Below are 23,472 nucleotides of genomic sequence, written 5' to 3'. Positions count from 1 at the left end.
TTATATCCCAATTGCTTGAGATTTTAGAAGTTTTTACTTGTATATATAATGAGCCGCAACCCACTTGCGACCATGATTTGTTTTTTCCCAATGTGCAGGAACCAACACTTTCTTTTTCACTGGTGGTGCATAACGCTTAATTTGTGGTGGTTTTTTTGCTATTATTTGAGCGGGTCTATTAATAGAGTGGGGATTAACAATCACCTGTGATGCTGATGCTTGTGAAGGAATAGAAGTAACAGCAAATGGTAAAAGAAGTGCTGCACCAGCAAGAATTTGTTTAATATTCATCACTAAATCTCCTTTGTTAAACTACATCATTAAAGTTCAGTAAACCTTAATCTGGTTGATGTCTCATGTTTATAAGGATATGAGTTAAAACAGCTATGAACTAGTGATAAAAGTAACTATTGAATTATGACTTAAGTAATCTCTAATGTTAGGGTTTTAAGCTTTGAATCACGAATGAAGCTTATCTTACTCGTCCCTTGTTTTTTGGGGCAGGCAAGATGCCCACCCTATAAAAATCATCTCTTGATGCAACAACGCCCAAAAAAAATTACCTCCAATACAATGTCTGCATTGGGTTATGCCTACGCATCAATTTAATAGATGCTCACGATTTATTGCTGTAGCTCAGTCTGGGAAAGCTAAACCAGTCATTGGGTCACGGATATACAACCCTAGTGTGAGACTACGCATCGCTTCATCCCAAATGGGTATTAGTTGTTCTGCTTGATCTGCCCAATAATCGAATGTAATCAAGCATTGAATATTTGACCCCAAACCAATGCAAGTCCGCGAAAAAGCTTCCCGTGGTTCTTCTTGAACATCAATAAACTTCATCTCTGTCCAGACAATTCTGGCAGTTTGGCGCTTGATGGTAACAATTTCTCCCCTAGCAATGACGTTGCGACTGTCGTCTTCCAGGACTTTTTTTAATGTAGATTTTAGTGGAAACTGGCTCCAGTCATTGGGTGGCAGACGATTGAAAGATACTTCTAGACAGCAATCATCGTTAGGCGGTTTTTTATCTAGGAATTTGAAAGATTTGTCTTGTGGCTCAAGAATCCAATCCTGGGGAACATTGAAGCGAACAGCGCCTCTATCTGCTACAAATATTTTGTAACCTGATGGAGATTCCCAACGATGGTCAGGTTTTAATTCAAGCGTTTCTTTTATCCACTGAAGATTGCTTTTTTTACGCTTTGCCATAGGGTTTCTGCATTTCCTGCTAAAGAGAGCAATGTGGAATAGCCCATTGTAGACATTGCTCTTTTTGTTAATGTTATCAAATTGCTAGGATTTTGAATAACTATTATATTAAATTCATAAGATTTTAGGGATTTTATATCAAGGAATCCAAGGTAACTGTAACGTTGTGATTAAAGTTTCAGCTTTTAGCATTAAAATCTTAGCCGCAGTATTCATGGTTATGGATCATGTGTGCTATTGACTAATGCCTGAGTTTAGAATTTTGCACTTTATTGGACGATTGAGTTTTCCCCTGTTTGCATGGCTTTTGGCTAAAGGTGAAAAACATACCCAAAATGTATACCGCTATGGGAGCAGACTATTAATTACAGCAATTATATCTCAGCCTATCTATAGTGTTGTTTTCCAGAGTTTATCACTTAATATTCTCTACACGCTTGTTCTTGGACTTGTGATGTTACGCTTAGTAAGGCATTATTCACAATTATGGCAGCAATTAATAATTACTGGATTGAGTGCAGCAGTTGCCGAGAGTTTGGGTGTTGAATATGGAGCTTATGGGATTGGAGTAATTTTCTTGATGTCTCTAACTGACAAACTCAAACCTAGGGTATGGTTGCTCTGCTGGTGCATTTTTAACTTTATTTTATTAACTCTATTTATAGGTAATATATTTCAACATTGGGCAATTCTTGCAGGATTCATTGTTTTTCAATTCAATGGTAAACAAGGCCCACGAGCTAGATGGTTTTATCTGTTCTACCCGGCTCATTTAATTATTTTAGGCATAATAAATTATTTAATACATTCCAGATATAGCAATCCGCTTTGATTTTTGTATCCCTCACGGGAGCGTAGCCATAATTATTTGCGTAGAAGGCAAGAGGCAATAGTCAAGAAACCCCTTTGATCTGTACTTAATTTGTTCGTTCAAATATTAAATATATGTCATGTCTCCCTTGGCGCTAGCTTCTCACGAATGGGAGAAGCTAGAAGCAAGTGGCGTTTGAGGAACGAAACTCAACATTTACGGGGCTTTTTTGGGTTGCGCTTGGCTACTACAGTGGTGTAGAGAACGCAGAGAAAATAAAGAGGGATTTTCGCCAATGATTTAAGATTGCTATAGATGCTATAGCAATCTTAAATCATTAATATCTTACTTTAGAGGGAGATACTTTCCTCAAAAAAAATATAAACCTATAAATTTAAAAAATAATAGTATATACATTTAATTCAATGATATTCATTAGATAAATCTTAGTCTTTTGTTAACGTTTACCAGCTATGATGCAAGAGTAGTGAATCATAATAATTTGGATTTAGATATCTAGGGATACAGCGCTTCCGGCTATTATGCAATACAATTTTCTTCTTACCTCTCTCCTATCATAGCTTTCAGCTTTGAGGCTGTACCTCATAGCCGCCGGAAGTGCTGTAATTATGTCATTCAAAAAAAAGCCCTAGATTTATCTTCCAAGCTACAAAATGTAGCCGAAAGTAACTATTCAACAGGTAAATCTTTAAGGTAACAAGCATGAATTATACTATCGAGTCTGCACGCAACATTTTCTCTAGCACTCAAGTGGCAGATGCTGTTCCAGCCACTACAGCAATGTTTGCTGAACTCAACATTGATGATCAGTTGGCATTTCTCTGGTATGCCTACGCTGAACTAGGTCGTACAATTACTCCAGCTGCTCCCGGAAAAGCAAATCTCCAATTAATGGAAGGTATATTCAACGAAATTAAGCAGATGTCTCATGAAGAGCAAACGCAATTAATGAGAGATTTAGCGAGTAATGCTGACACTCCTATTAGTCGTTCTTATGCATATTTTGGTGTCAACGCCAAGCTGGGATTCTGGTGGCAATTAGGAGAGTGGATGAAACAGGGTATTGTAGCTCCGATGCCAGTTGGCTATCAAATGTCAACTCAAGTTAAAGCAGTGCTAGAAGCTGTTCAGAAAATCGATCAGAGTCAGCAAATTACTGTACTACGCAATACTGTAGTAAATATGGGGTTTGATCCGTCTCTGGCTGATAAAAAGCAAGCACAAATAAACTTTAAGTTCCCACGTACATCTCTAAGTCCCCAATTTACTATTGAGGGAGTTACAGAACCAACAGTGCTGAAATACATTGAAGCTATGAATGCAGATAACTTTGAAGCTGCTGTTGCTTTATTTGCTAATAATGGTGCGCTGCAACCACCTTTTCAAAAACCAATTGTTGGTCGAGAAGCGATCACTTCTTATCTACGAGATGAGGGACAAGGGTTAGTGATGAAGCCAACTAAAGGCGTTTCGGAAACTATCGAAGATGGTTATACACAGCATAAAATTACTGGTACGGTCGAAACTCCTTGGTTTGGAGGTAATGTTGGGATGAACATTGCTTGGCGATTTTTACTCGATCCTCAAGGTCAAATTTATTTCGTGGCTATTGATTTACTTGCTTCTCCTAAAGAACTGCTTAACTTAACTCGCAAGTAAAATTACTTTGCCTTAATACAAAAGCAATTGTGATTGTTTAAGATGATGTTTTAAAAAGTTTCTTGCTCTCATCGTTAGCAAATTCTTGCATATTATTACATGGCTAAAACCCTAGTTTGGCGTTGTATTTAACCTATGCAGAACTACGAAATTATAACTTTCAGAGCTTTTAAAACATCTTATAAGCGCCATGACAATCATCAAATGAAATCTCAATTAAAGCTCGGTGCTAGGTGAACCGAGCTTTAGTTAAATGTAGGTAAACTAGTGTAAGTTGGCTGTTCACTCAAATCAACGTCAATCACGTTCCCCAGTGTTGCTGATCTAAAAAAACGTTATGCTGCCGCTTTATTCTCCGTCAATTTTGACTCACAACAACTTATCGTAAAAAATTTAGTGCATCTTGCTGCTTTACATGATCGACTTCGCCTATTCTCTGCATCCAGTCTCGTCTAAGTTGTGTACGTTCCATAGTTGTGCCAAACTCATCAATCCAAACATCTGAAGCCACTTCCTGTAAGAAAATCTGCCATTCAGTACGGACACCTTCAGCACGTAATACCCGATCAACAAATTCTTCGACAATAGCGAAGCCTGCTTGACTTGGTTCTTTTAAGAGAGTCTTAAGTTCTTTTTCACAGTTGTTAACTGCTTCAGCTTGAGCCTTAGATAGATTATTTGCAATTTTCTCAGCAGGGGAAGATGTATGTATTTTTCCTGTCTTTATATCTATCCATTTGTCTAGCAAACCTCCTTCAAGTCTGTAGGTTGTTCTATTAGGAGTTAAAACATCTAAATGCCTTCTAATTCTATGTTGAACTAGTCCACGATATTGAAGATCGAAGGTTGCAAGCGTCTGAAAACCAAGTTTCAAACCAGCTAAATTTTCTGGAATCTTTTCTGCTAAATGCTTTAAGAATTCACTTCCATTACCTTCCACAATCTTTTCTAATTTGCCATGAGTCTTTAGAACTACTACTACACGAGACTTTGCTTGCTCTAAAGATTCTTTTAATGCAATATCCAAGGAAAGAAATTGTTTTGAAAGATGAGTACGTACTTCATGCAACGATTCAGCATAAGCAGTCATGTATGCCCCAGTAGCATAACACTTTTGCTGAATCTCCTCCAATTCAGGAATTCCCGTTTGTGATCGACAAGCTGCAATCGCAAAATCAACGGCGGACTTAAAGTTTTTATCGTCGGTATCTCGTTCAGAGATCATTGATGAAGTTAGACGTTCAAGTTCTCTTGTCAAATCATTCCAAAACTTGCCAAAAAGTTCAAGGAATTTTGGAAACCAATCATCTCTTGATGCTTGCCTCCAAGCATCCTTAGCTTTTTCTAACTCAACAGCAACAGTTCTTTGAAGCTGAATCAGTCTGTCTTGACATGCAGAGGCATATTGCCGATCTAATACTTCAACCCTCTGTCCTAGATAATGCAAGACTCGATCTAATATTTCTGTTTGTGCTTCTTTGGAGTTAGCACAGTCTGCAATTATAAAATCTTGAACATCAATGTGTTTCTCAGATATTGTCGCAGCTAAACTTTCACAATTTCTTCGATTATCTGAACTTCCACTGATCTGGTTGAGTACCATGAAAGACCATTCTTTAATAGGAAGGTCAATTAGGGCACTATTAGCCATATCATAAAGTTCAACGTCTTCTTTTGCCCAGAAATCACCAGTAGATTTGGGCATTCTTACGAATAAAACTAAGTCAATGTCCTGTCCTAATGTTTTTATCATTCGCTCTTCGTCACCAATCCCGGTGTCTCCTAAACCTGGCATATCAACTAAAGCGATTTGTCCGATATCTACATTTGGGAAAGAACAAACAATTTTTACCTCTCTAACTGGCAAGTAATTAAAGTAAATACGTCGTCTGTCTAACGTATCTTGGGCTACGTACTCTCGAATTTCATGTCGTGGGACGCGACGCGGAGAAGGTTCTGACAAAACATCACGATATTTATGAAGATTTTGGTGATATCTACAAAGATGATCGTACTTAGCTGCGGCCTGTCTTTTTTCAGCTAACTCTCTAGGAAGTTCTGGTAGTGGAATATCAGCAAAATCTTGAATAGAACGTGGTCTAGAACCGAGATGAAGTTGCTCGTAGTAAGGGGCAATCACTTCATCTAGGAAGGAACGCTCAGTATGAAACCAAACTTCAGCATAAGTTTCTCCTACCTCTGAGTTGTGGTGAACGTTGCTACGAACTCCTGTACAGTGTTGGTCATCACCATCTGGAATTTCAGCCGTTGATAACCCTGTCAAACTTTGCAGAAGTCGGCTTTTACCTTGTCTAGCGCGTCCTACCACCCCAATGTTAAGGGTATTACGGGAAAACCGAGACTTACAGCACTTCCGTCTGTTATAAGGTACACTAGATTAAAATATAAATACTTTTAAATGAAGTCATACTCTGTCGAGCTTCGAGAAAAAATAGTTGCGGCACATCTTCAGAAAAACATCTCAATCAGGAAAGTAGCTAATATATTTTCCGTCTCAAATAGTTTAGTCCAAAAGCTTGTAAAACAACAAAAAGTTGAAGGAAATTTACAATCCAAGCCGCGAGGAAAGCCACAATTTAGTCATCTAACAAATGCTGACATAGAGTTGACAGAATTAGTTGCATCACATCCAGATGCAACATTAATAGAATTGTGTGAATTATTTGCAGACAAGACTGGCAATTTCGTAGGTCGAAGTGCAATGTGTCGTGCGTTACAGAAATTAGGATTAAATCGGAAAAAAAAACAAAGCGGAGTACCCAAGCAGGCACGGAGAGAGTCCTGAATTTAAGATTAGATTTTTGGGAAAAGGTCAAACATATAGAGCCAGAAAATTTAGTATTTTTGGACGAAACTGGCGTTCTACTTGGTTTAACAAGGACTCATGCCCGTTCACAAATTGGAACAAGAGCTTACTCTCTTAACCCCTTCTATCGGGTATCAAAAGTTACAGTAATTGGAGCAATTAGTATTAAAAAAGTAGTCGCATTAATGACAATGAATAATTCAATGGATGGCGTTGCAAATGATGTATTTATTGAGAAGTTTTTAGTACCAGAGTTATGGTCAGGAGCAGTCGTAGTGATGGATAATTTATCCGCGCATAAACTCGATTCAATTGTGCCAATGATTGAAGCTGTCGGCGCTTCAGTTCTTTGTTTATCCCCATATTCTCCCGATTTTAATCCAATTGAATTATGGTGGTCACAACTCAAATCTTTCTTACGCAGTTTTGCTCCAACTACAACAGAAATGGTTGATAAACTAATATCAGTTGCACTCGACTTAATAAATCCTCAACATTTAAGAAACTGGTTTGCTAATTGCTGCTACTGTACCTCATAACAGCCGGAAGTGCTGTATTAGCGAAGAATTTTTCAAAGATTTAGTCAAGGACTACGCTAAAGATTTTTTCAAACATATTTTGAATAATGCTGTAACCGACCGCTTTAAGCAAGAACCGCTTCAGAAAGCTGTAGTTATGGCATTGACAGAAAGTTTGCAACTGATGCAGCAGCAGTTCAAGGTTCGTTGCAAACTTTCTGAAGCTGAAATTCAAAATTACGCTGAAGATATCAATATATTTATCCGTGATAAATCGGTTAAAGAAATTCTTGGTCAGGCTTTTGATATTCAATCTGATTCTCTAGATTTTAAAACACTAGCAGATAGTTGGAAAAGACTTCAACTTCAACCTTTACCACCTAAATTTAACTGGCAAACAATTACAAACCAGTATCTCATACAAGTTCAAGATATTCTTTCTGATTCAGAAGAGTTACGCTATATCTTGGAACTTCAAAAATTATCCAGTATTGACAAGAGTTTAAAAGAAAGTGCTGATATTCCCAAGGATTTTAATTTACCGCAATATTTAGAAACTATTCGTGAACGCTACGGCAATCTGAAGTTAGATAGTTTAGAAACTACAGCCCGCGAACATCCGGTAAATTTATGGCAAATGTTTATCCCGCAAAATGTGCGGCAAGTTTATCAGGTTTTACCAGAAGTGCCTAAAGAACATCTCCGCAAGCTACAGGAAAGTAACCAATTAGATGTGGAATTTGAAATAGAAACAGGACTTACGCAACTGGCACAGTGCGATCGCATTTTTATAGTAGTTATGTACTAGAAGGTGGTGGTGTACTCAGAGAACATTGCTGAAATTAGTAACAGTAATCGGCTGTATTAAGTATTCATCAAATCATGAGAAGATTAGCTGAGGAGGCATAAAATAAATCCTGTAGCTTTATGAGATTTACTAAACTTAACTATTGCCAGTACTTGTTAAGTAGTCAGATTAATTATACGCTGACAAATTTGGCAGAGCATTTAGAGCAGATCAGTCATGATAAAATCAACCGTTATTTAAAGAACGAAAAATTAACACCTCGGATTCTTTGGGATAACGTGAAAGATTTAATAGAAATAAATGAGAACGCCTACTTGGTTTTTGATGACACAGTAATTGATAAACGATATGCTATTGAAATAGAGTCAAGTAAACGCCAATATAGTGGCAATGAGCATGGTGTAATTCAAGGGATTGGGCTAGTAAATTGTGTATATGTAAATCATGAACTCGGAAAGTTTTGGGTAGTTGACTATCGCATTTATGACCCAGAACGAGAAAAGAAAAACAAAGATAGACCATGTGATGGAGATGCTGCAAAACCTTGTGTATAATAAGGTTTTACCATTTCAAGCTGTCTTGATGGACACTTGGTATGCGACAAACAAATTGATGTTATATATTGATGGATTAGGAAAATATTATTATTGTCCTCTAAAACGTAATCGACTTGTTGATGATACAGCAGGTGAAGAAGATTATCAAAAAGTTGAATTGTTATCTTGGAATGAAGAGGAGTTGAAATCAGGTAAAATAGTTAAAATAAAAAAGTTTCCTCAAGCGAAAAAAGTGAAACTGTTCCGGGTAATTGTCTCCACCGACAAAACGGATTTTATCGCTACAAACGATTTATCTCAAGATTCTACGGACGTTGTACAAAAAGTGTGTAAGGTACGATGGAAGGTTGAGGAGTTTCATAGAGAATTAAAACAATTGACTGGTATTGAATCATGCCAATGTCGTAAGGGTCGTATTCAAAGAAATCATATTGCCTGCGCTATTTTAGTTTGGCTTAGGCTCAAAAATTTAGCTTATAAAACTGGTCAAACAATCTATCAAATTAAGCATGGATTGTTATCAAATTATTTAGTTCAGCAACTAAAACGTCCGAATGTTCCCATGTTTATTGCCTAGTTGTTTGGCGCACGGCGCGGCTACACCGCGCCATTGCTTGTGACAGTTGCGTAAGTCCTGCGCTCTTTGAAAAAGAGACGTAGAAGTGCTACTAAGCGATCGCATTCACAATTACGCTAAATGTACTGAACCTGTATATCCTTATGAATTAATCAGCGTGTCATGTCCTATTTGGGTAAAGCTAGCGCTTAACCCGGTAACTAGACTAAAAAAACTAAACAAAGGTGAGTATGTGGGCATCTTGGGAATTATAGAAGCAAATCAAATTAGCACAACCTCCAGTTTGCAGCAATGAAGATTCCCTATCCCCGCAAAGGTAAAGCGTTCCCCTTACAGATTGTTCTTGTTGTTCCCTTCCTGATCCAAATTTTTGGAGCGGTCAGTTTAGTGGGTTATTTGTCGTTTAAAAATGGACAAAGGGCAGTTAACGACCTAGCAGAACAGTTGATAGATCGCACAAGCGAGGTAGTGGATGAACATTTGAAGTCTTATCTTGCCATTCCACAAACCCTTAATCAGATCAATGCAGATGCCATCCGCAGGGGAATATTAGACGTGCGCGTAGGCGAAGCCCGCCTTAAGCATCGCCAAACCCTTGGCAAGTATTTCTGGGATCAGATGCACGCCTCTGACCTGACTTATATTGGTATCGGGCTAACGACAGGTGAGGGTCTTGGAGCTGCTCGTTATGACGGCAAGACGATCACCATTGATGATTGGACTGCCAAGCCTCCCAATAATACTTCCACTTATGCCACAGATAATCAAGGTAATCGAACTCAGGTTAATGCTCGTTGGGATTGGAACAATTTCAAGGAATCTTGGTACACTCAACCCATCGCTGCTGGTAAACCTATTTGGGCAAAGATTGTAACTGGAAATTATCCTAGTGGCCCTTACATAGCTGCTTCTGCCAGTCGCCCCATTTATGATTCGCAAAATCGCTTACTAGGGATGATTGCCTGCGATATCCATCTGTTAAAACTCAGCGATTTTTTACGCAGTTTAGATATTAGTAAGTCTGGCCAGGTATTGCTTTTAGAGCGAGATGGCACATTAATTGCCAGTTCTGGTACAGAAAAGCCTTTTGTCCTCGTCAATCAAGATATCCGGCGATTACAAGCGATCGACAGTTCTGACCCAGTAATACAGAACATTGCCAAACACCTCAAAACCTCTGGGTTTGAATCTATCAATCAAGATACAGATTTTCGTCTTGAGGTAGGAGGAAAACGCTATTTTGTCGATGTTGTACCTTGGCGTGACAAGTATGGCTTGAATTGGCTGATGGTAGTGAGTGTGCCAGAAAACGCATTTATGGCGCAAATTAACGCTAATACGCGCACCACGATCGCGCTTTGTTTTGGTGCATTAGTCATTGCCTCTGTGATGGGCGTATTTACTTCCCATTGGATTGTACGCCCGATTCTGCGCCTAAATTTGGCAAGTGAGGCAATGGCATCGGGCAATTTAGCTCAGACAGTAGAAACTGGCGTTATTCAAGAACTTAATACCCTGTCTAACTCTTTCAACTACATGGCAGGGCAACTATATGAATCATTTACTGCTTTAGAGAAAAGTAAAGAAAAACTAGAAGATCGGGTAGAAGAACGTACTACTGAACTCAAAAATACATTAGAGGAATTGCAGCGCACTCAATCTCAAGTTATTCAAAGTGAAAAAATGTCTAGCCTGGGACAACTAGTTGCTGGAGTCGCACACGAAATTAATAATCCAGTCAACTTTATTCATGGCAACCTCGTCTATGTGCAGGAATATACCCAAGATTTATTAGCGTTTGTGCAATTGTATCAGCAGCACGATCCCAACCCTGCGGCTGAAATTCAAACCGTTGCCGAAGACATCGAACTAGAGTTTTTGCAGGAAGACTTACCAAAAATGTTGTCTTCCATGAAAGTAGGCACCGATCGCATTCGCCAAATTGTACTGTCGTTGCGAAACTTCTCCCGCATCGACGAAGCGGAATTCAAAAGTGTTGATATTCATGAAGGCATCGACAGTACCTTGATGATTTTGCAGCACCGCCTCAAAGCTAAACCAGAACAACCTGAAATTGAGGTGATTAAAGACTACGGCACTATACCCCTAGTCGAATGCTATGCCGGACAACTCAACCAGGTGTTTATGAATATTTTAGTAAATGCGGTTGATGCGTTAGAAGAAAATAATATTAAGCGTACCTATCAGGAAATTGAGGAAAATCCTAGTCGAATTCAGATTCGCACATCTGTAATTAATTCAACGTGGTTAGAAATAGCGATCGCTGATAACGGAGTCGGTATATCTAAAGAATTTCAGCAACGAATATTCGATCCTTTTTTCACTACCAAACCCATTGGCAAAGGAACCGGAATGGGTATGTCCATCAGCTACCAAATCATCACAGAAAAACATGACGGCAAACTAGAGTGTTTCTCAACTCCTGGAAAAGGAACTGAGTTTATCATTCAGATTCCTCTCCAGCTAAACGTTAATGAAGTGGTTTAACACTAATTTGGAATTGCCAAATCATCTAGTCATTATTACGGTATTCAAATTTTATTAATTCGCGTTATTATACATTAAACAGAAGAGGAAAATCAGTAGTTTTATTTGTTAAGAAACCTATGCAGATTAATCAGGTGATTGAAACCTACGATCAGAGCGCAGTGGATTATGACGCAATTATGAAGCGTTATTGGCACATTGATCGCGAACCTCTAATTGCTTCTTTGCAGCTTCAGCGAGGACAAACCGCGCTAGATGCTGCGGTAGGAACAGGTCTTAATCTTTCAGCTTACCCAGAAGGGGTAAATGTTGTGGGTGTTGATCTTTCTGAGAAGATGATGGATGAAGCACGTAAAAAGCACGTATCCGCAGACATCACCTTCAAGGTATCGGATCTCTGCAATCTTGATTTTCCTGATAATAGCTTTGATGCAGCAGCATCGGGATTTACCTTCTGTGTCGTTAGCGATCCAGTTCTTGCTCTTCAAGAAATCTTACGAGTTACCAAGACTGGTGCATTTATTGCCATTCTCGATTACTGCAAATCCCAAGATCCAGAGATTCACAAATGGCAAGAGTTAATCGCTGATGGTAGTTCACAACTAGGCTTCCCCACTGGCAAAATCAAGTGGGATGCGTTGATGGACTATGACGAATTGATTTACAATAGCAAGCTTCCCATTGAAGTGCTTGTAGACGATCGCATCGAAAGTCCAAATCCGTTTTTATGTGGTTGTCAATTACTGCTGAAAAACTTAAAAAGTTAAAGACAACACTATTCCAGTCTTGTAATTTTGTTTTGTAGTGAGGACTTTAGTCCTCTCTACGAGACGCTATACGAACAAAATCAGGACTAAAGTCCCGACTACGAACATTTTTAAAGGAAGATTGATTAGCTTGTAACCATATCACAAGTGATTTTGAAACAGTTCTAGAACATGTTGCCAAGCATCAGGAGCAGCTTCAGGATTGTAACTTGGGTGTTGTTCCATAAATGGGTACTTGTCTTTGAAGAATCCGGCGAAAAAACCGTGTCCTGCATCGTATCGAAATACACGATGATTGATTTGATGTTTTTTTAATTCTGCCTCAATTTGCTCGTTTTCTTCCTGGGAAATTAATGTATCTCTTGTACCAAAAAAGGCATAAATAGTACCTTGAATTTCCGAGGTGCGATTAATGGTTGGAGTGTCTTCGCCATAACTAAAAGTGGTAATTCCACCACCATAAAACGAAGCTGTGGCTTTGATATCGGGTAAAGTTGCAGCCATGTAAGCAACATGACCGCCAAAACAGAAACCAATGACACCGATCGCATCATCTTTGACATTGGGTAAAGTTTTTAAGTAGGCGATCGCAGCTTGAATATCACTTAAGATATCTTGATATTTTACTTGTTGATAGTATTCCAACCCCAGCCTATAGCTTTCTGGACTAAACCCAACATCTTCAGCGCTAAAATCAGCCTCAAAACCGGGAGCAATACGTTGATACATCGCCGGGGCTATTGCTACATAACCTTGTTTAGCGATTAGTTCGGTGATATCTCGAATATTACTATTGATTCCAAAAATTTCTGGAAAAACTATAACCGCTCCAAAAGTTCCATTTTCTGCTGGTTGAGCTAAGTAAGCATCGATTTCTAAGTCATTGTTCGGTACTTTGACTTTTGCAGTATTAATTTCGATGTTTGTTGCTTCTACCATCTTTGTTTCGCCTGCTTTTATACCAACTCATTTATTCTGACGTTTTTTGACACCAATGGGCGATGTCTACGAGTATTGCTCTACTTAATAAGCATCGGGTTAAATTAAATATGCGTCATCCAGAACCCTTGTAGAGACATAATAATGCTACGTATCTAAATGCAGATTAGAAAAATTTCTAACTTTTGAATAGATGGCATCTCAAACTTCTGGATGATACTAAGGGTTTTTGATTTGTGCGACCTTACATAAGGTAAGCATAAAGATTCAAAATTAATAACCAGAAGAAAAAACAATGCCAGATCAAAGTTTTAGAACAAATATTCCAGAAGTTGACCCAACGGAGATTGAAGATACTCGAACTGCGATCGCTGATGAACATCACTCCTTTCTTGAAAAGGTTATGGTTAAAAGCGGATTTGCAGATTTGTATGATGCAAGAGACTTTACCGAAGTTGTGTTTCGCGTCATGCGCGACTTAATGACCACAGAAGCCAGCGATCGCGTCGAGTCAGAATTGCATACAGAGGCAGTGCCTACAGATGAAAAAGCACTCCAGTTTGAAGTGGCTGAACTCTGGAAAGACACCAATCCAATTGTGAGATTTTTAAGTCGAATCCGTCAACCTTTAAGAGGCCCAGCTCCCATTGGAATTGATTCCAATCTATTTCTGCGGCGGGTTGCTAATGAAGGAGGGATTCCAGGAACAGTTGACGCAGAACAGGCAGTTAAAGCGGTATTTTCTGCTACCAAAGACGAACTTTCCCAAGAGCGGATTCAGGAAATTGCTGGCTGGCTCCCAGATCGTATCCGTGAGCTTTGGGAGCAAGCTTAATTAGAAGTATAAAAAAGTCAAGTCTGTTTGCGAGTAGCGATCACAAACAGACTTTTTCAATAGGTTTAGCCTACAGCAAACTCTGTATAATATTGTTGTTTTATAGCTAATGCGATCGCTTACCACCTATGATTTCTACCATCTCGCGCCGCTACAGCTTGGATGAATATTTAAGGATGCGATCGCACTCCTAATTATCTGAATTTTTTACTAAGACAAAATAATTGGAATCAAGTGTTGCTCAATTTCTTGGATGTAGGCTGTTAAGCCTGTATGAACACCTCTTTCACGTAGAATTTTCAAACTCGTATCTTCCCAACACTGCTGTTCGCGTTTCATATCTTTGCCTGTTAGCTGCTCAACAATTACTTTTGGATTTCTAATTCGATCAGGTTCTTTCTGTGAGGTAGAGCGTAGTCTGTGTGAGTCTATGCAAGGGTCGAAATTCAATCGAGTCTTGATTCCTTCTAGAATTTGCTCTTCTTGATTAGACGGAATAAACCCATTGAGAACCCATGATTCACGTTTTGGATTAGCTGTACCAATAACAATTTTTAGTTGAGGCTGTCGATTGATATGTTCTGAGCGTGCTTGCTCAAGCCCTTCTCTACGCTCTGGTTGATTGTCTAAATCACGGATAAAGAGAACGGCTTTAATCTGTCGTGTTTTTTGAAGAAAATCTACCAACTTAAGAACTTTAATAGATATTGCTCCATCAGCTTTAAACGGTACACCTTTATTATGATGACCCAGAAATCTTGAAGATTTATATCTTATTTTTTCTTTTGCATCATCAATGATTTTATCAACGTCGCTCCAGCAGGAATATTCTGTTCCTTCCTCTAAGCCTCTCCAGTGGAATATATGTTTTATTAGATCAGGCTCTAACCAATCGATTTGCTCCTTCAAAACGCGCTCGGCTAATTTAGTAGCTGTTCGTGAATCTGCACCACTTTCCACTATTACAATGAACTCAAACACTGACTTCTCCTGCAAAAACCCAATCTTCACCCTCCGCATCCCAAAACTCACCAGTTGTCAAAGTTTGTTTTGCCCATTCCACATCAGGATGTTCATCCAAACGCTTGGAGATTGTAAAGCCTGAATTACTATTATTTAATATATGTACTTGAGAAGGAACAAGCTCATCAATAATATAAGGAGAGTGAGTAGAAAAAATAATTTGCAGATTGGTATTAGATTGAATTATTTCCTTAAAAACAGTCATCAACTCACGTTGTGCTTTTGGATGAAGTCCTTGTTCCACATCATCCAGAAAAACTAAATTAGGTTGATTAGGGTTCATTAACACAGTTAGTAAACCTAAAATTAACATTGTTCCTTCGCTAATTGCATGGGCTGGAATACGCTCACCTGTATTCATGTCTAATATCACTTCTTGTCCTATCATTTCCTGACTTTCTTCATAAGAAATTGACTTTCCATCAACTTCGATTAAACGTTTGCGAATAACTGGAACTTTTGATCGCTTTATGCCAATTTTGCGTACATTTGGTACAATGCGGCTTAACATTTCCTCTATTAATCGAAATTTATCTGGAGCCTCATTACGCAAAAAATCTAAAGTCGGTGCTAATCCTGAACCGTCGAACTCAACCCTCGGCGTAATTTCTTCACTGTAAGCTGCTTTAGCAAGATTACTTGCAACTAATTTCAGGTAAACAGCATATTTCAGAGATTGAGGGATTGGATATGGAGACTCACTTAAAGAACTTGACCATCCTTCCAATTTTCCAGGTTTTCCATCTATGTTCCATGATGCTGTCGGATACCAAGAATCATTGTTTTCGTGCTTCCAACTATAGGAAGCTTGCCAATTCTGGCGATTGGTATATCCCCAGAAACCACTTGCAGTAACAGAAATATCTTTTTCCCCAATTGTTGTAATGAATTGAGGTGATCTTTCATACTGAAATATCTTTGCAAATGATGAATCAGCCAGCCTACTTAGATTATGTAATGCTTGTAAGACCGTTGTTTTGCCAGCACTATTTTTCCCTACTAGTCCATGTAATCGTGAACTATCAAAACTAAGTTCCGTATGTTTATGGCTTTTGAAATTATGAAGTATTACCTTTTTTAGCATTTGATTGTTAATATCCTTTTACAAATAGTGAATTCGACTCATATTGCTTGCCCCATTTCTGTAGCTAATCGCTTGTAATCTGCTCTTTTAGCAGAAATATACGTCTCAATTTCTTCTTGATTAGCGTGATAATAAGTTAGAGCAGCATAGACTTGTGTAAGATTTACATTTCCCATGCGTTCAGCAATTTCTTCTGCATTCAGCCCAAGTTTGTACCAAGCTGTAATGCGTTGAACAGAAACTCTAGTACCAGCAATGCGAGGACGACCCCCTAGAGTTTCAGGTGACTTAACAATCAGTGTTTCAATGTCAGTAGCCGACATAAATATCTTAATGGGTTTATTTGGATAATTTTTCACCTATAAATCATAGCAAATTCTCTAAATTGGGTATGATTTATCAGTAAGTTTAACTTTGTTTATAAACCATTTCCATTTTCAACTTTTCAATCTCCAATCTCAACTTGTCATTCTTCATCCTCAACTTAGCATTCTCCTCCCTAATCAACTCAACTTCATTCCTCTTACTCAAAGCCTGATTAATCGCTAACTTCCGCATATCTAGCGAGAACCAACGCTGGTAAGTTTGCGTATGAACCTGCACACTATGCCCCAAATTATCCGCCGCCGCTTTAATTGGGATTCCCAAAATATGCGCCCGAATTGCCCAAGCGTGGCGTAAATCATAAGGTTTAAAATCTAATCCTATCTTGCGGAACCACCAACTAACTCGCTGTGTTAACGCCGTTATCTCAGCATGATTAGTGTTATCTTTTTTAGCGATCGCACTTCTCAACATCTCTAAATATTTCGGATTTCTCAAATCAAAATCCTCAATCCATTGCCGATGTAATGGCAATGCTTGTCTCTCACCAGTCTTAGAATCCTTATGAACTTTCCATGTCAAATCTACATTTTCTTGACTCAACCACCAATCAATATCGGGATTAATAAAAAGTTCTCGTGGACGTAAACCAAAAACGGCTAACATTCCATAAGTCCACCGCCAAAGTTGCCAGCTATCTTGAAGATTTTGATTAACTTGATTACCTCTATTATTAAGATAATCTTCAAACTTGATAATTCCCTCAGATATTTCCGTATCTGTAGGTATATTTCGGGAATTATTCTCCGGCATTTTGGAATATTTCGATAAATCAATTTCGATATTGAATGTCACACAAAATGCTGCGATCGCTCTGGCTGCATTATACTTAGCCCATTCTTTATCAATTTGTTCAATTGAACTTATCAGATTTTCAGCAGTTGCCAAATCTTGAGGATTGGTAAATCTCTTAGTACGGGAAAAGTAATAAAAAAAAGTATGTTCGCTTTTAGTTGTGCGTTTGTGCGTTTTAAAATACTCCTCTTCAAATTTTGCAAGTAATTCCCCTATAGTTTTAAATTCTTTTTTAATTGCCTCATTTCCTAAATATTTATCATTCCATTCAAAAGTTTTCCGAGCGATTAACTTCCCTAACTCATAAGCTTCTTCCTCAGCCGTCTTGAGTCCATCCAAGTTAGCGGGAATATTCAAACTGAGATTGTATTGCTTTCTCCCAGTACCGTTGCTGTCTTTGTCTCCCGGTTTAATTGGCAACGTCGCTCGTAATTGCAGACTTCCATTCGATTCTCTAATTGTCACCTTTGCTTTTGCAGACTTCAAACGCAGATTAACTTTCTCTAATTCCAGTAGTACTTTCGTTCTCATGTGTTCTTTTTGCTGCTGTGTTTGCAGAGATGAGCAAAAAAATGGGCGATTTTTTAATCGCCTTGGCTCAGGACAACATTTAGATGATGCGTGAGTCCTGAACCTGATTATGCTGTGTTTTTAGCCTATATTTAGGCTAAAAATAAATGTGTTCCCAGAAAACAATGTTTAGCAGAGACATTGCTTACTGCAAACATTAGACAGCTGAAAAAAATTAAACCACAAAAAGGATTACTCCGGCCCTTATCACGGTTATGACGGCTTCGCTATCTTCGCTCGTGATATGGACTTGGCACTCAACAGCCCAACTTGGTCATTAATTGGCGCTCCTTGGAATGAAAAAGCTCAGGCTAAGAAGGCTGAAGCTAAGGCTAAGGCTGCCGTTTAGGGAAATGGGAGAGAGAGATAAGTAAGGATAACCTGGGGCTAAAACCCCAGGGGGAGTTGGGAATCCAAAATTCAAAATTGAAAGATTAAAAATTTATTTTGATTTTTGCATTTTGAATTTTGAATCATATTCCCACTCCCTACTCCCCACTCGCACCTCAATCAGTAAAAGAATTCAGTAACCTTGGAGTCCAGAAGAAATGCCTCAGAATCCAGAAAAAATTCAAGATCACGTCGAGTTATTCCACCAACCTGAGTACCAACAGCTATTTGAAAACAAAAAGCAGTTTGAAAATGGTCACGATCCCGAAGAAGTAAAACGGGTTTCAGAGTGGACAAAGGGTTGGGATTATCGTGAAAAGAACTTCGCTCGTGAAGCTTTAACCGTTAACCCTGCTAAAGGCTGTCAACCACTAGGAGCAATTTTTGCTGCTGTTGGTTTTGAAGGTACTCTACCTTTCGTTCAAGGTTCTCAAGGTTGCGTTGCTTACTTCCGCACCCACTTAACCCGTCACTACAAAGAACCATTCTCTGGTGTATCTTCTTCAATGACTGAAGATGCAGCCGTATTTGGTGGTCTGCAAAACATGATCGACGGGTTGGCGAACTCTTATCAACTGTACAAGCCTAAGATGATCGCTGTCTGCACCACCTGTATGGCAGAAGTAATTGGTGATGACTTACAAGCCTTCATCAACAACTCTAAGCAAGCTGGTTCAGTTCCTCAAGATTTCCCAGTACCCTACGCTCACACCCCTAGCTTTGTCGGTTCCCATATCACTGGTTACGACAACATGATGAAGGGAATTCTTTCTAACTTGACCGCAGGTCATAAGAAAGAAACCAGCAATGGTAAAATCAACTTCATCCCAGGTTTTGACACCTACGTAGGTAACAACCGCGAAATCAAGCGGATTGCTTCTTTGTTCGGCTTTGACTACACAATTCTAGCCGACAACAGCGACTACCTCGATTCACCAAACACAGGTGAATTCGATATGTACCCAGGTGGAACAAAGCTAGAAGATGCAGCAGATTCAATCAATGCGAAAGCTACGATCGCTCTGCAAGCACACTCTACACCCAAAACCCGCGAGTACATCGAAAAAGAATGGAAGCAACCAACCTCAGTTTCCCGTCCTTGGGGCATTAAGGGTACTGATGAGTTCTTGATGAAACTCAGCGAATTGAGCGGTATTCCCATTCCTCAAGAATTGGAAATCGAACGCGGTCGTGCAGTTGATGCCATGACTGACTCCCACTCATGGATTCACGGCAAGCGCTTCGCTATCTACGGCGAACCAGATTTAGTATACAGCGTAGTTGGCTTTATGCTAGAAATGGGTGCTGAACCTGTGCATATCTTGGTTCACAACAGCAACGAAGTATTTGAAGCAGAAATGAAAGAACTGCTTGCTTCTAGCCCCTTCGGTCAACATGCAACTGTTTGGCCTGGTAAGGACTTGTGGCACATGCGTTCATTGTTGTTCACCGAACCAGTAGACTTCTTAGTTGGTAACACATACGGTAAGTACCTGTGGCGCGACACCAAGATTCCCCTCGTGAGAATCGGCTACCCCATCATGGATCGCCACCACCTACACCGCTATGCCACCATTGGTTATCAAGGCGTGATCAACCTTCTCAACTGGACTGTAAACACCCTGTTTGAAGAAATCGATCGCAACACCAACATTCCTTCTAAGACAGATATTTCCTACGACTTGATTCGTTAGAAATTGCGTAGAAACACAACGTGTTAATTAAAGGGTAAAGAAGGGGAGTAGGGAATAGGGAATAGGGAATAGGGAAATATCCAAACCCAATGCCCAATCCCCAATTCCCATCCCCAACTCCCCTTTTTCTTGATAGCATTTACCCAAGGAATTGATCAATGGAAACCATCAATCACACTCACGAACATACTCACACTCATCCTCATCCTAATTACCATCCACCTAACCAGAAAAAACCAGGATGGTTCCACAATCTTCTTAATCCGTTGCGTGGTGTAGTGGATGGAATTCAGGTTAAAAATAATCGCTTCGCTCATCTAATTTGCCAAACAATTCCTTGTTGTTGTCCCTTTGAGCGACAAATTAAATTATTTGGGAAGTCTATTGATATTCCACCACTATGTAAACTCAATCCTTTATATGACGAATTTGTAGGATTGCGTTTCCGCGCTCTATCTTACCTCGCTGATGTATGTGGAGAGGATGTCACAAAATACATTTGTTAGTCATTAGTCATTGGTCATTGGTCATTAGTTATTAGTCATTAGTTGTTAGTTATTCAAATGACAAATGACAAAGGACAATTAACAATTAAGAGAAGAGAGATGAAAAGCACCCAAGGCAAAATCAACGAGCTGCTGACTGAGACAGGATGCGAACATAATCAGCACAAACAAGCGGAAAAGAAAAACAAATCATGCGCCCAACAGGCACAACCTGGCGCGGCTCAAGGGGGCTGTGCCTTTGATGGTGCAATGATTGCTCTAGTGCCGATCGCAGATGCAGCGCATCTAGTCCACGGGCCGATCGCCTGTGCTGGTAATTCCTGGGGCAGTCGTGGTAGTCTGTCGTCTGGCCCTCAACTCTACAAAATGGGCTTTACGACTGACTTGGGTGAAAATGATGTCATCTTCGGTGGCGAAAAGAAACTCTACAAAGCGATTCTGGAACTCAAAGAGCGCTACCAACCAGCAGCAATATTTGTCTATGCCACTTGTGTTACAGCCTTAATTGGCGATGATATGGATGCTGTCTGCAAAGCGGCGGCTGAGAAAATTGGTATTCCTGTTGTTCCCGTCATTGCCCCAGGATTCATTGGCAGTAAAAATCTGGGCAACCGTTTTGGCGGTGAAGCTTTATTAGAATATGTTGTCGGAACAGCAGAACCGGAACATACAACGCCCTATGATATTAACTTAATCGGTGAATACAACATCGCCGGTGAAATGTGGGGAGTAACACCACTGTTAGAAAAATTAGGCATCCGTATTTTGTCTAAAATTACGGGCGATGCTCGCTACGATGAAATTCGCTACGCCCACCGCGCCAAGCTCAACGTCATGATCTGCTCACGAGCTTTGCTCAATATGGCGAGAAAGATGGAGGAGCGTTACAACATCCCTTACATTGAAGAGTCTTTCTACGGCATTGATGATATGAATCGCTGTCTGCGAAACATCGCCGCTAAATTAGGCGACGCTGATTTACAAGAGCGGACAGAAAAGCTAATTGCAGAAGAAACGGCTGCTTTAGATTTGGCACTGGCTCCTTATCGCGCTCGACTTAAAGGTAAGCGGGTTGTTTTGTATACTGGTGGTGTCAAGAGTTGGTCGATTATCTCGGCTGCTAGAGACTTAGGCATTGAAGTTGTTGCTACCAGTACTCGGAAAAGTACTGAAGAAGATAAAGCCAAAATCAAGAAGTTGATTGGCAACGATGGCATCATGCTAGAGAAAGGCAACGCTCAAGAATTGCTACAACTGGTTAAAGACACTCGCGCAGATATGCTGATTGCTGGTGGACGTAACCAATACACAGCTTTGAAAGCTCGAATTCCTTTCCTTGATATCAACCAAGAACGCCACCATCCTTATGCAGGTTATGTGGGAATGATTGAGATGGCGCGGGAACTGTACGAAGCTCTGTATAGCCCGATTTGGGAACAAATACGCAAACCCGCTCCTTGGGAAGAAGAGGAGGAAGTTTAATGGCGATCGTTACCGCTTCTAACAAAGCACTGACAGTTAATCCCCTCAAGCAAAGTCAAGCTTTGGGCGCAACCTTAGCCTTTTTGGGATTGAAAGGGACAATGCCCTTATTCCACGGTTCTCAAGGTTGTACTGCTTTCGCCAAAGTTGTCCTCGTGCGGCATTTTCGGGAAGCGATTCCCCTAGCTACTACAGCGATGACGGAAGTCACTACTATCTTGGGTGGTGAAGAGAATGTAGAGCAAGCAATTCTGACTCTGGTGGAAAAAGCTAACCCAGAAATTATTGGTTTATGTACCACTGGGTTAACGGAAACTAGAGGCGATGATATCGAAGGATTTCTTAAGGAAATCCGCGATCGCCATCCCGAATTGAATGATTTAGCGATCGTTTTTGCACCTACCCCAGATTTCAAAGGTGCGTTGCAAGATGGTTTTGCTGTCGCTGTGGAAAGCATCGTTAAGGAAATTCCTCGCGCAGGTGGACTCAGAACTGAACAAGTCACAATTTTGGCGGGTTCTGCTTTCACACCTGGGGATGTACAAGAAATCAAAGAGATAGTCACATCCTTTGGACTAGCGCCGATCTTTGTACCTGACCTTGGTGCTTCTCTAGATGGACATTTAGAGGATAATTATAGTGCGGTTACAGTCAGTGGGACTACCTTAAAACAGCTACGAGAAGTAGGTAGTTCTGCCTTTACCCTGGCATTAGGTGAAAGTATGCGGGGGGCTGCCAAGATTCTGGAAGAACGCTTTGGCACACCTTACGAAGTGTTTGGCGAACTGACGGGATTAGAACCAGTAGATGAATTTATCCAAGCATTGGCGATTCTGAGCGGTAATAGCGTACCCGAAAAATACCGCCGCCAACGTCGTCAGTTGCAAGATGCGATGCTGGACACCCACTTTTACTTCGGTGCAAAACGAGTTTCTCTAGCACTGGAACCAGATTTGTTGTGGTCAACCGTGCATTTCTTGCAATCGATGGGAGCGCAAATTCATGCAGTGGTGACAACCACGCGATCGCCAGTACTAGAAAAACTCCCGATAAAAAGCATCACCATCGGCGACTTAGAAGACTTTGAGAGTCTAGCGGGCGGTTCTGATTTGCTGATTGGTAACTCCAATGTGGGTGCGATCGCTAAACGCCTCTCGATTCCTCTTTATCGTCTAGGATTGCCCATCTATGACCGCTTAGGTAATGGTCAATTTACTAAAGTTGGCTATCGAGGCACGATGGAGCTTTTATTTGGCATCGGCAACCTGTTTTTAGAGGCAGAAGAAGCGAGAGTTAAGCAGTTCCAAGAGTTCGGAATTGTGAGCGCAGAGTTTTGAATTCACACTTGAAATTCAAAACAGTTCAGTTAAGAATTGATCCTCCCTAACCCTCCTTAAAAAGGAGGGAATAGAGCAAGCCTTAAATTAGCCCCCCTTTTTAAGGGGGGTTGGGGGGATCTTCCGAGTATCACTAACTGAACCGTATTGCTTCAAAATTCAAAA

At 40.0% G+C, this 23,472-nt stretch carries 20 protein-coding genes and 2 pseudogenes; 14 read left to right on the top strand and 8 right to left on the bottom strand.

Translation table 11 applies throughout. The features are described from left to right. Nucleotides 1-33: 33 nt before the first annotated feature. Nucleotides 34-291: a hypothetical protein gene (locus FD724_RS05140; RefSeq protein WP_179071821.1), complete on the bottom strand. Its 258-nt coding sequence runs from the start codon at nt 289-291 to the stop codon at nt 34-36. A 345-nt stretch (nt 292-636) separates the two neighbouring features. Beyond that, a complete protein-coding gene (locus tag FD724_RS05135; protein WP_179071820.1) occupies nt 637-1,215 on the bottom strand; it encodes a hypothetical protein in 579 nt (192 codons plus the stop codon). A 307-nt stretch (nt 1,216-1,522) separates the two neighbouring features. On the opposite strand from FD724_RS05135, the gene FD724_RS05130 reads away from it, so the two are divergent. Both FD724_RS05130 and FD724_RS05125 read left to right on the top strand, forming a co-directional pair. Next, on the top strand, nt 1,523-2,047 hold the full coding sequence (locus tag FD724_RS05130; RefSeq protein WP_256874454.1) for a TraX family protein: 525 nt from the start codon (nt 1,523-1,525) through the stop codon (nt 2,045-2,047). A gap of 702 nt (nt 2,048-2,749) precedes the next feature. Further along, nucleotides 2,750-3,706 carry an orange carotenoid protein N-terminal domain-containing protein gene (locus FD724_RS05125; RefSeq protein WP_179071818.1) on the top strand — a complete coding sequence of 319 codons (957 nt, stop codon included), beginning with the start codon at nt 2,750-2,752 and terminating at the stop codon, nt 3,704-3,706. Nucleotides 3,707-4,085: 379 nt separating this feature from the next. Here FD724_RS05125 and FD724_RS05120 read toward each other — a convergent pair whose 3' ends face one another. Beyond that, nucleotides 4,086-6,035, bottom strand: coding sequence for a hypothetical protein (locus FD724_RS05120; protein WP_179071817.1), 1,950 nt, complete (start codon nt 6,033-6,035; stop codon nt 4,086-4,088). Nucleotides 6,036-6,125: 90 nt separating this feature from the next. On the opposite strand from FD724_RS05120, the gene FD724_RS05115 reads away from it, so the two are divergent. From FD724_RS05115 to FD724_RS05090, 6 genes and pseudogenes are all read left to right on the top strand, one after another. Beyond that, nucleotides 6,126-6,512, top strand: coding sequence for an IS630 transposase-related protein (locus FD724_RS05115; RefSeq protein ID WP_179071816.1), 387 nt, complete (start codon nt 6,126-6,128; stop codon nt 6,510-6,512). A gap of 59 nt (nt 6,513-6,571) precedes the next feature. Next, nucleotides 6,572-7,072: a transposase gene (locus tag FD724_RS05110; RefSeq protein ID WP_179071815.1), complete on the top strand. Its 501-nt coding sequence runs from the start codon at nt 6,572-6,574 to the stop codon at nt 7,070-7,072. After that, on the top strand, nt 7,044-7,859 hold the full coding sequence (locus FD724_RS05105; RefSeq protein WP_179071814.1) for a hypothetical protein: 816 nt from the start codon (nt 7,044-7,046) through the stop codon (nt 7,857-7,859). The genes FD724_RS05110 and FD724_RS05105 overlap by 29 nt, the downstream gene beginning before the upstream one ends. A gap of 119 nt (nt 7,860-7,978) precedes the next feature. Beyond that, nucleotides 7,979-8,993 (top strand): annotated as a pseudogene (locus tag FD724_RS05100) (transposase). A gap of 291 nt (nt 8,994-9,284) precedes the next feature. Continuing rightward, complete coding sequence (locus tag FD724_RS05095) at nt 9,285-11,501, top strand: ATP-binding protein (RefSeq protein ID WP_179071813.1); 2,217 nt, start codon at nt 9,285-9,287, stop codon at nt 11,499-11,501. Between the two features lie 119 nt (nt 11,502-11,620). Beyond that, the gene (locus tag FD724_RS05090) at nt 11,621-12,268 is read left to right on the top strand and encodes a class I SAM-dependent methyltransferase (RefSeq protein ID WP_179071812.1); all 648 of its coding nucleotides are present in this window, start codon (nt 11,621-11,623) and stop codon (nt 12,266-12,268) included. 141 nt (nt 12,269-12,409) lie between these two features. On the opposite strand, the gene FD724_RS05085 is transcribed toward FD724_RS05090, so the two are convergent. Further along, nucleotides 12,410-13,207: a dienelactone hydrolase family protein gene (locus FD724_RS05085; RefSeq protein ID WP_179071811.1), complete on the bottom strand. Its 798-nt coding sequence runs from the start codon at nt 13,205-13,207 to the stop codon at nt 12,410-12,412. A 295-nt stretch (nt 13,208-13,502) separates the two neighbouring features. Here FD724_RS05085 and FD724_RS05080 point away from each other — a divergent pair, with 295 nt between their 5' ends. Then, nucleotides 13,503-14,042 (top strand): DUF2267 domain-containing protein, encoded by a 540-nt coding sequence (locus FD724_RS05080; protein WP_114083665.1) that lies wholly within the window; start codon nt 13,503-13,505, stop codon nt 14,040-14,042. A gap of 210 nt (nt 14,043-14,252) precedes the next feature. Here the strand turns inward: FD724_RS05080 and FD724_RS05075 are convergent, their stop codons facing one another. The 4 genes from FD724_RS05075 to FD724_RS05060 form a co-directional block, all read right to left on the bottom strand. Continuing rightward, nucleotides 14,253-15,023 (bottom strand): hypothetical protein, encoded by a 771-nt coding sequence (locus FD724_RS05075; RefSeq protein WP_179071810.1) that lies wholly within the window; start codon nt 15,021-15,023, stop codon nt 14,253-14,255. Beyond that, nucleotides 15,016-16,149, bottom strand: a complete 1,134-nt coding sequence (locus tag FD724_RS05070) for an AAA family ATPase (RefSeq protein WP_179071809.1) — start codon at nt 16,147-16,149, stop codon at nt 15,016-15,018. Before FD724_RS05070 ends, FD724_RS05075 begins: the two co-directional genes overlap by 8 nt. Nucleotides 16,150-16,187: 38 nt before the next feature. Continuing rightward, on the bottom strand, nt 16,188-16,472 hold the full coding sequence (locus tag FD724_RS05065; protein ID WP_179071808.1) for a DUF433 domain-containing protein: 285 nt from the start codon (nt 16,470-16,472) through the stop codon (nt 16,188-16,190). 85 nt (nt 16,473-16,557) lie between these two features. Continuing rightward, nucleotides 16,558-17,859, bottom strand: a complete 1,302-nt coding sequence (locus FD724_RS05060; RefSeq protein ID WP_179071807.1) for a site-specific integrase — start codon at nt 17,857-17,859, stop codon at nt 16,558-16,560. A 220-nt stretch (nt 17,860-18,079) separates the two neighbouring features. Here FD724_RS05060 and FD724_RS41935 point away from each other — a divergent pair. The 5 genes and pseudogenes from FD724_RS41935 to nifN all read left to right on the top strand — a co-directional run. Continuing rightward, nucleotides 18,080-18,247, top strand: a pseudogene (locus FD724_RS41935) (nitrogenase molybdenum-iron protein alpha chain); the annotation flags it as partial. A gap of 199 nt (nt 18,248-18,446) precedes the next feature. After that, entirely contained in the window at nt 18,447-19,982 is a 1,536-nt protein-coding gene (nifK, locus tag FD724_RS05055) for a nitrogenase molybdenum-iron protein subunit beta (protein WP_179071806.1), read from the top strand. Nucleotides 19,983-20,140: 158 nt separating this feature from the next. Continuing rightward, entirely contained in the window at nt 20,141-20,488 is a 348-nt protein-coding gene (locus tag FD724_RS05050; RefSeq protein ID WP_179071805.1) for a Mo-dependent nitrogenase C-terminal domain-containing protein, read from the top strand. Nucleotides 20,489-20,587: 99 nt separating this feature from the next. Continuing rightward, nucleotides 20,588-21,970, top strand: a complete 1,383-nt coding sequence (nifE, locus tag FD724_RS05045) for a nitrogenase iron-molybdenum cofactor biosynthesis protein NifE (RefSeq protein ID WP_179075413.1) — start codon at nt 20,588-20,590, stop codon at nt 21,968-21,970. Then, complete coding sequence (gene nifN / locus FD724_RS05040; protein ID WP_179071804.1) at nt 21,970-23,307, top strand: nitrogenase iron-molybdenum cofactor biosynthesis protein NifN; 1,338 nt, start codon at nt 21,970-21,972, stop codon at nt 23,305-23,307. Before nifE ends, nifN begins: the two co-directional genes overlap by 1 nt. Nucleotides 23,308-23,472 lie beyond the last annotated feature (165 nt).

The sequence above is a fragment of the Nostoc sp. C057 genome (assembly GCF_013393925.1).
Lineage (GTDB): Bacteria > Cyanobacteriota > Cyanobacteriia > Cyanobacteriales > Nostocaceae > Nostoc > Nostoc muscorum_A.
This window is presented reverse-complemented; position numbering and strand designations above follow the sequence as displayed.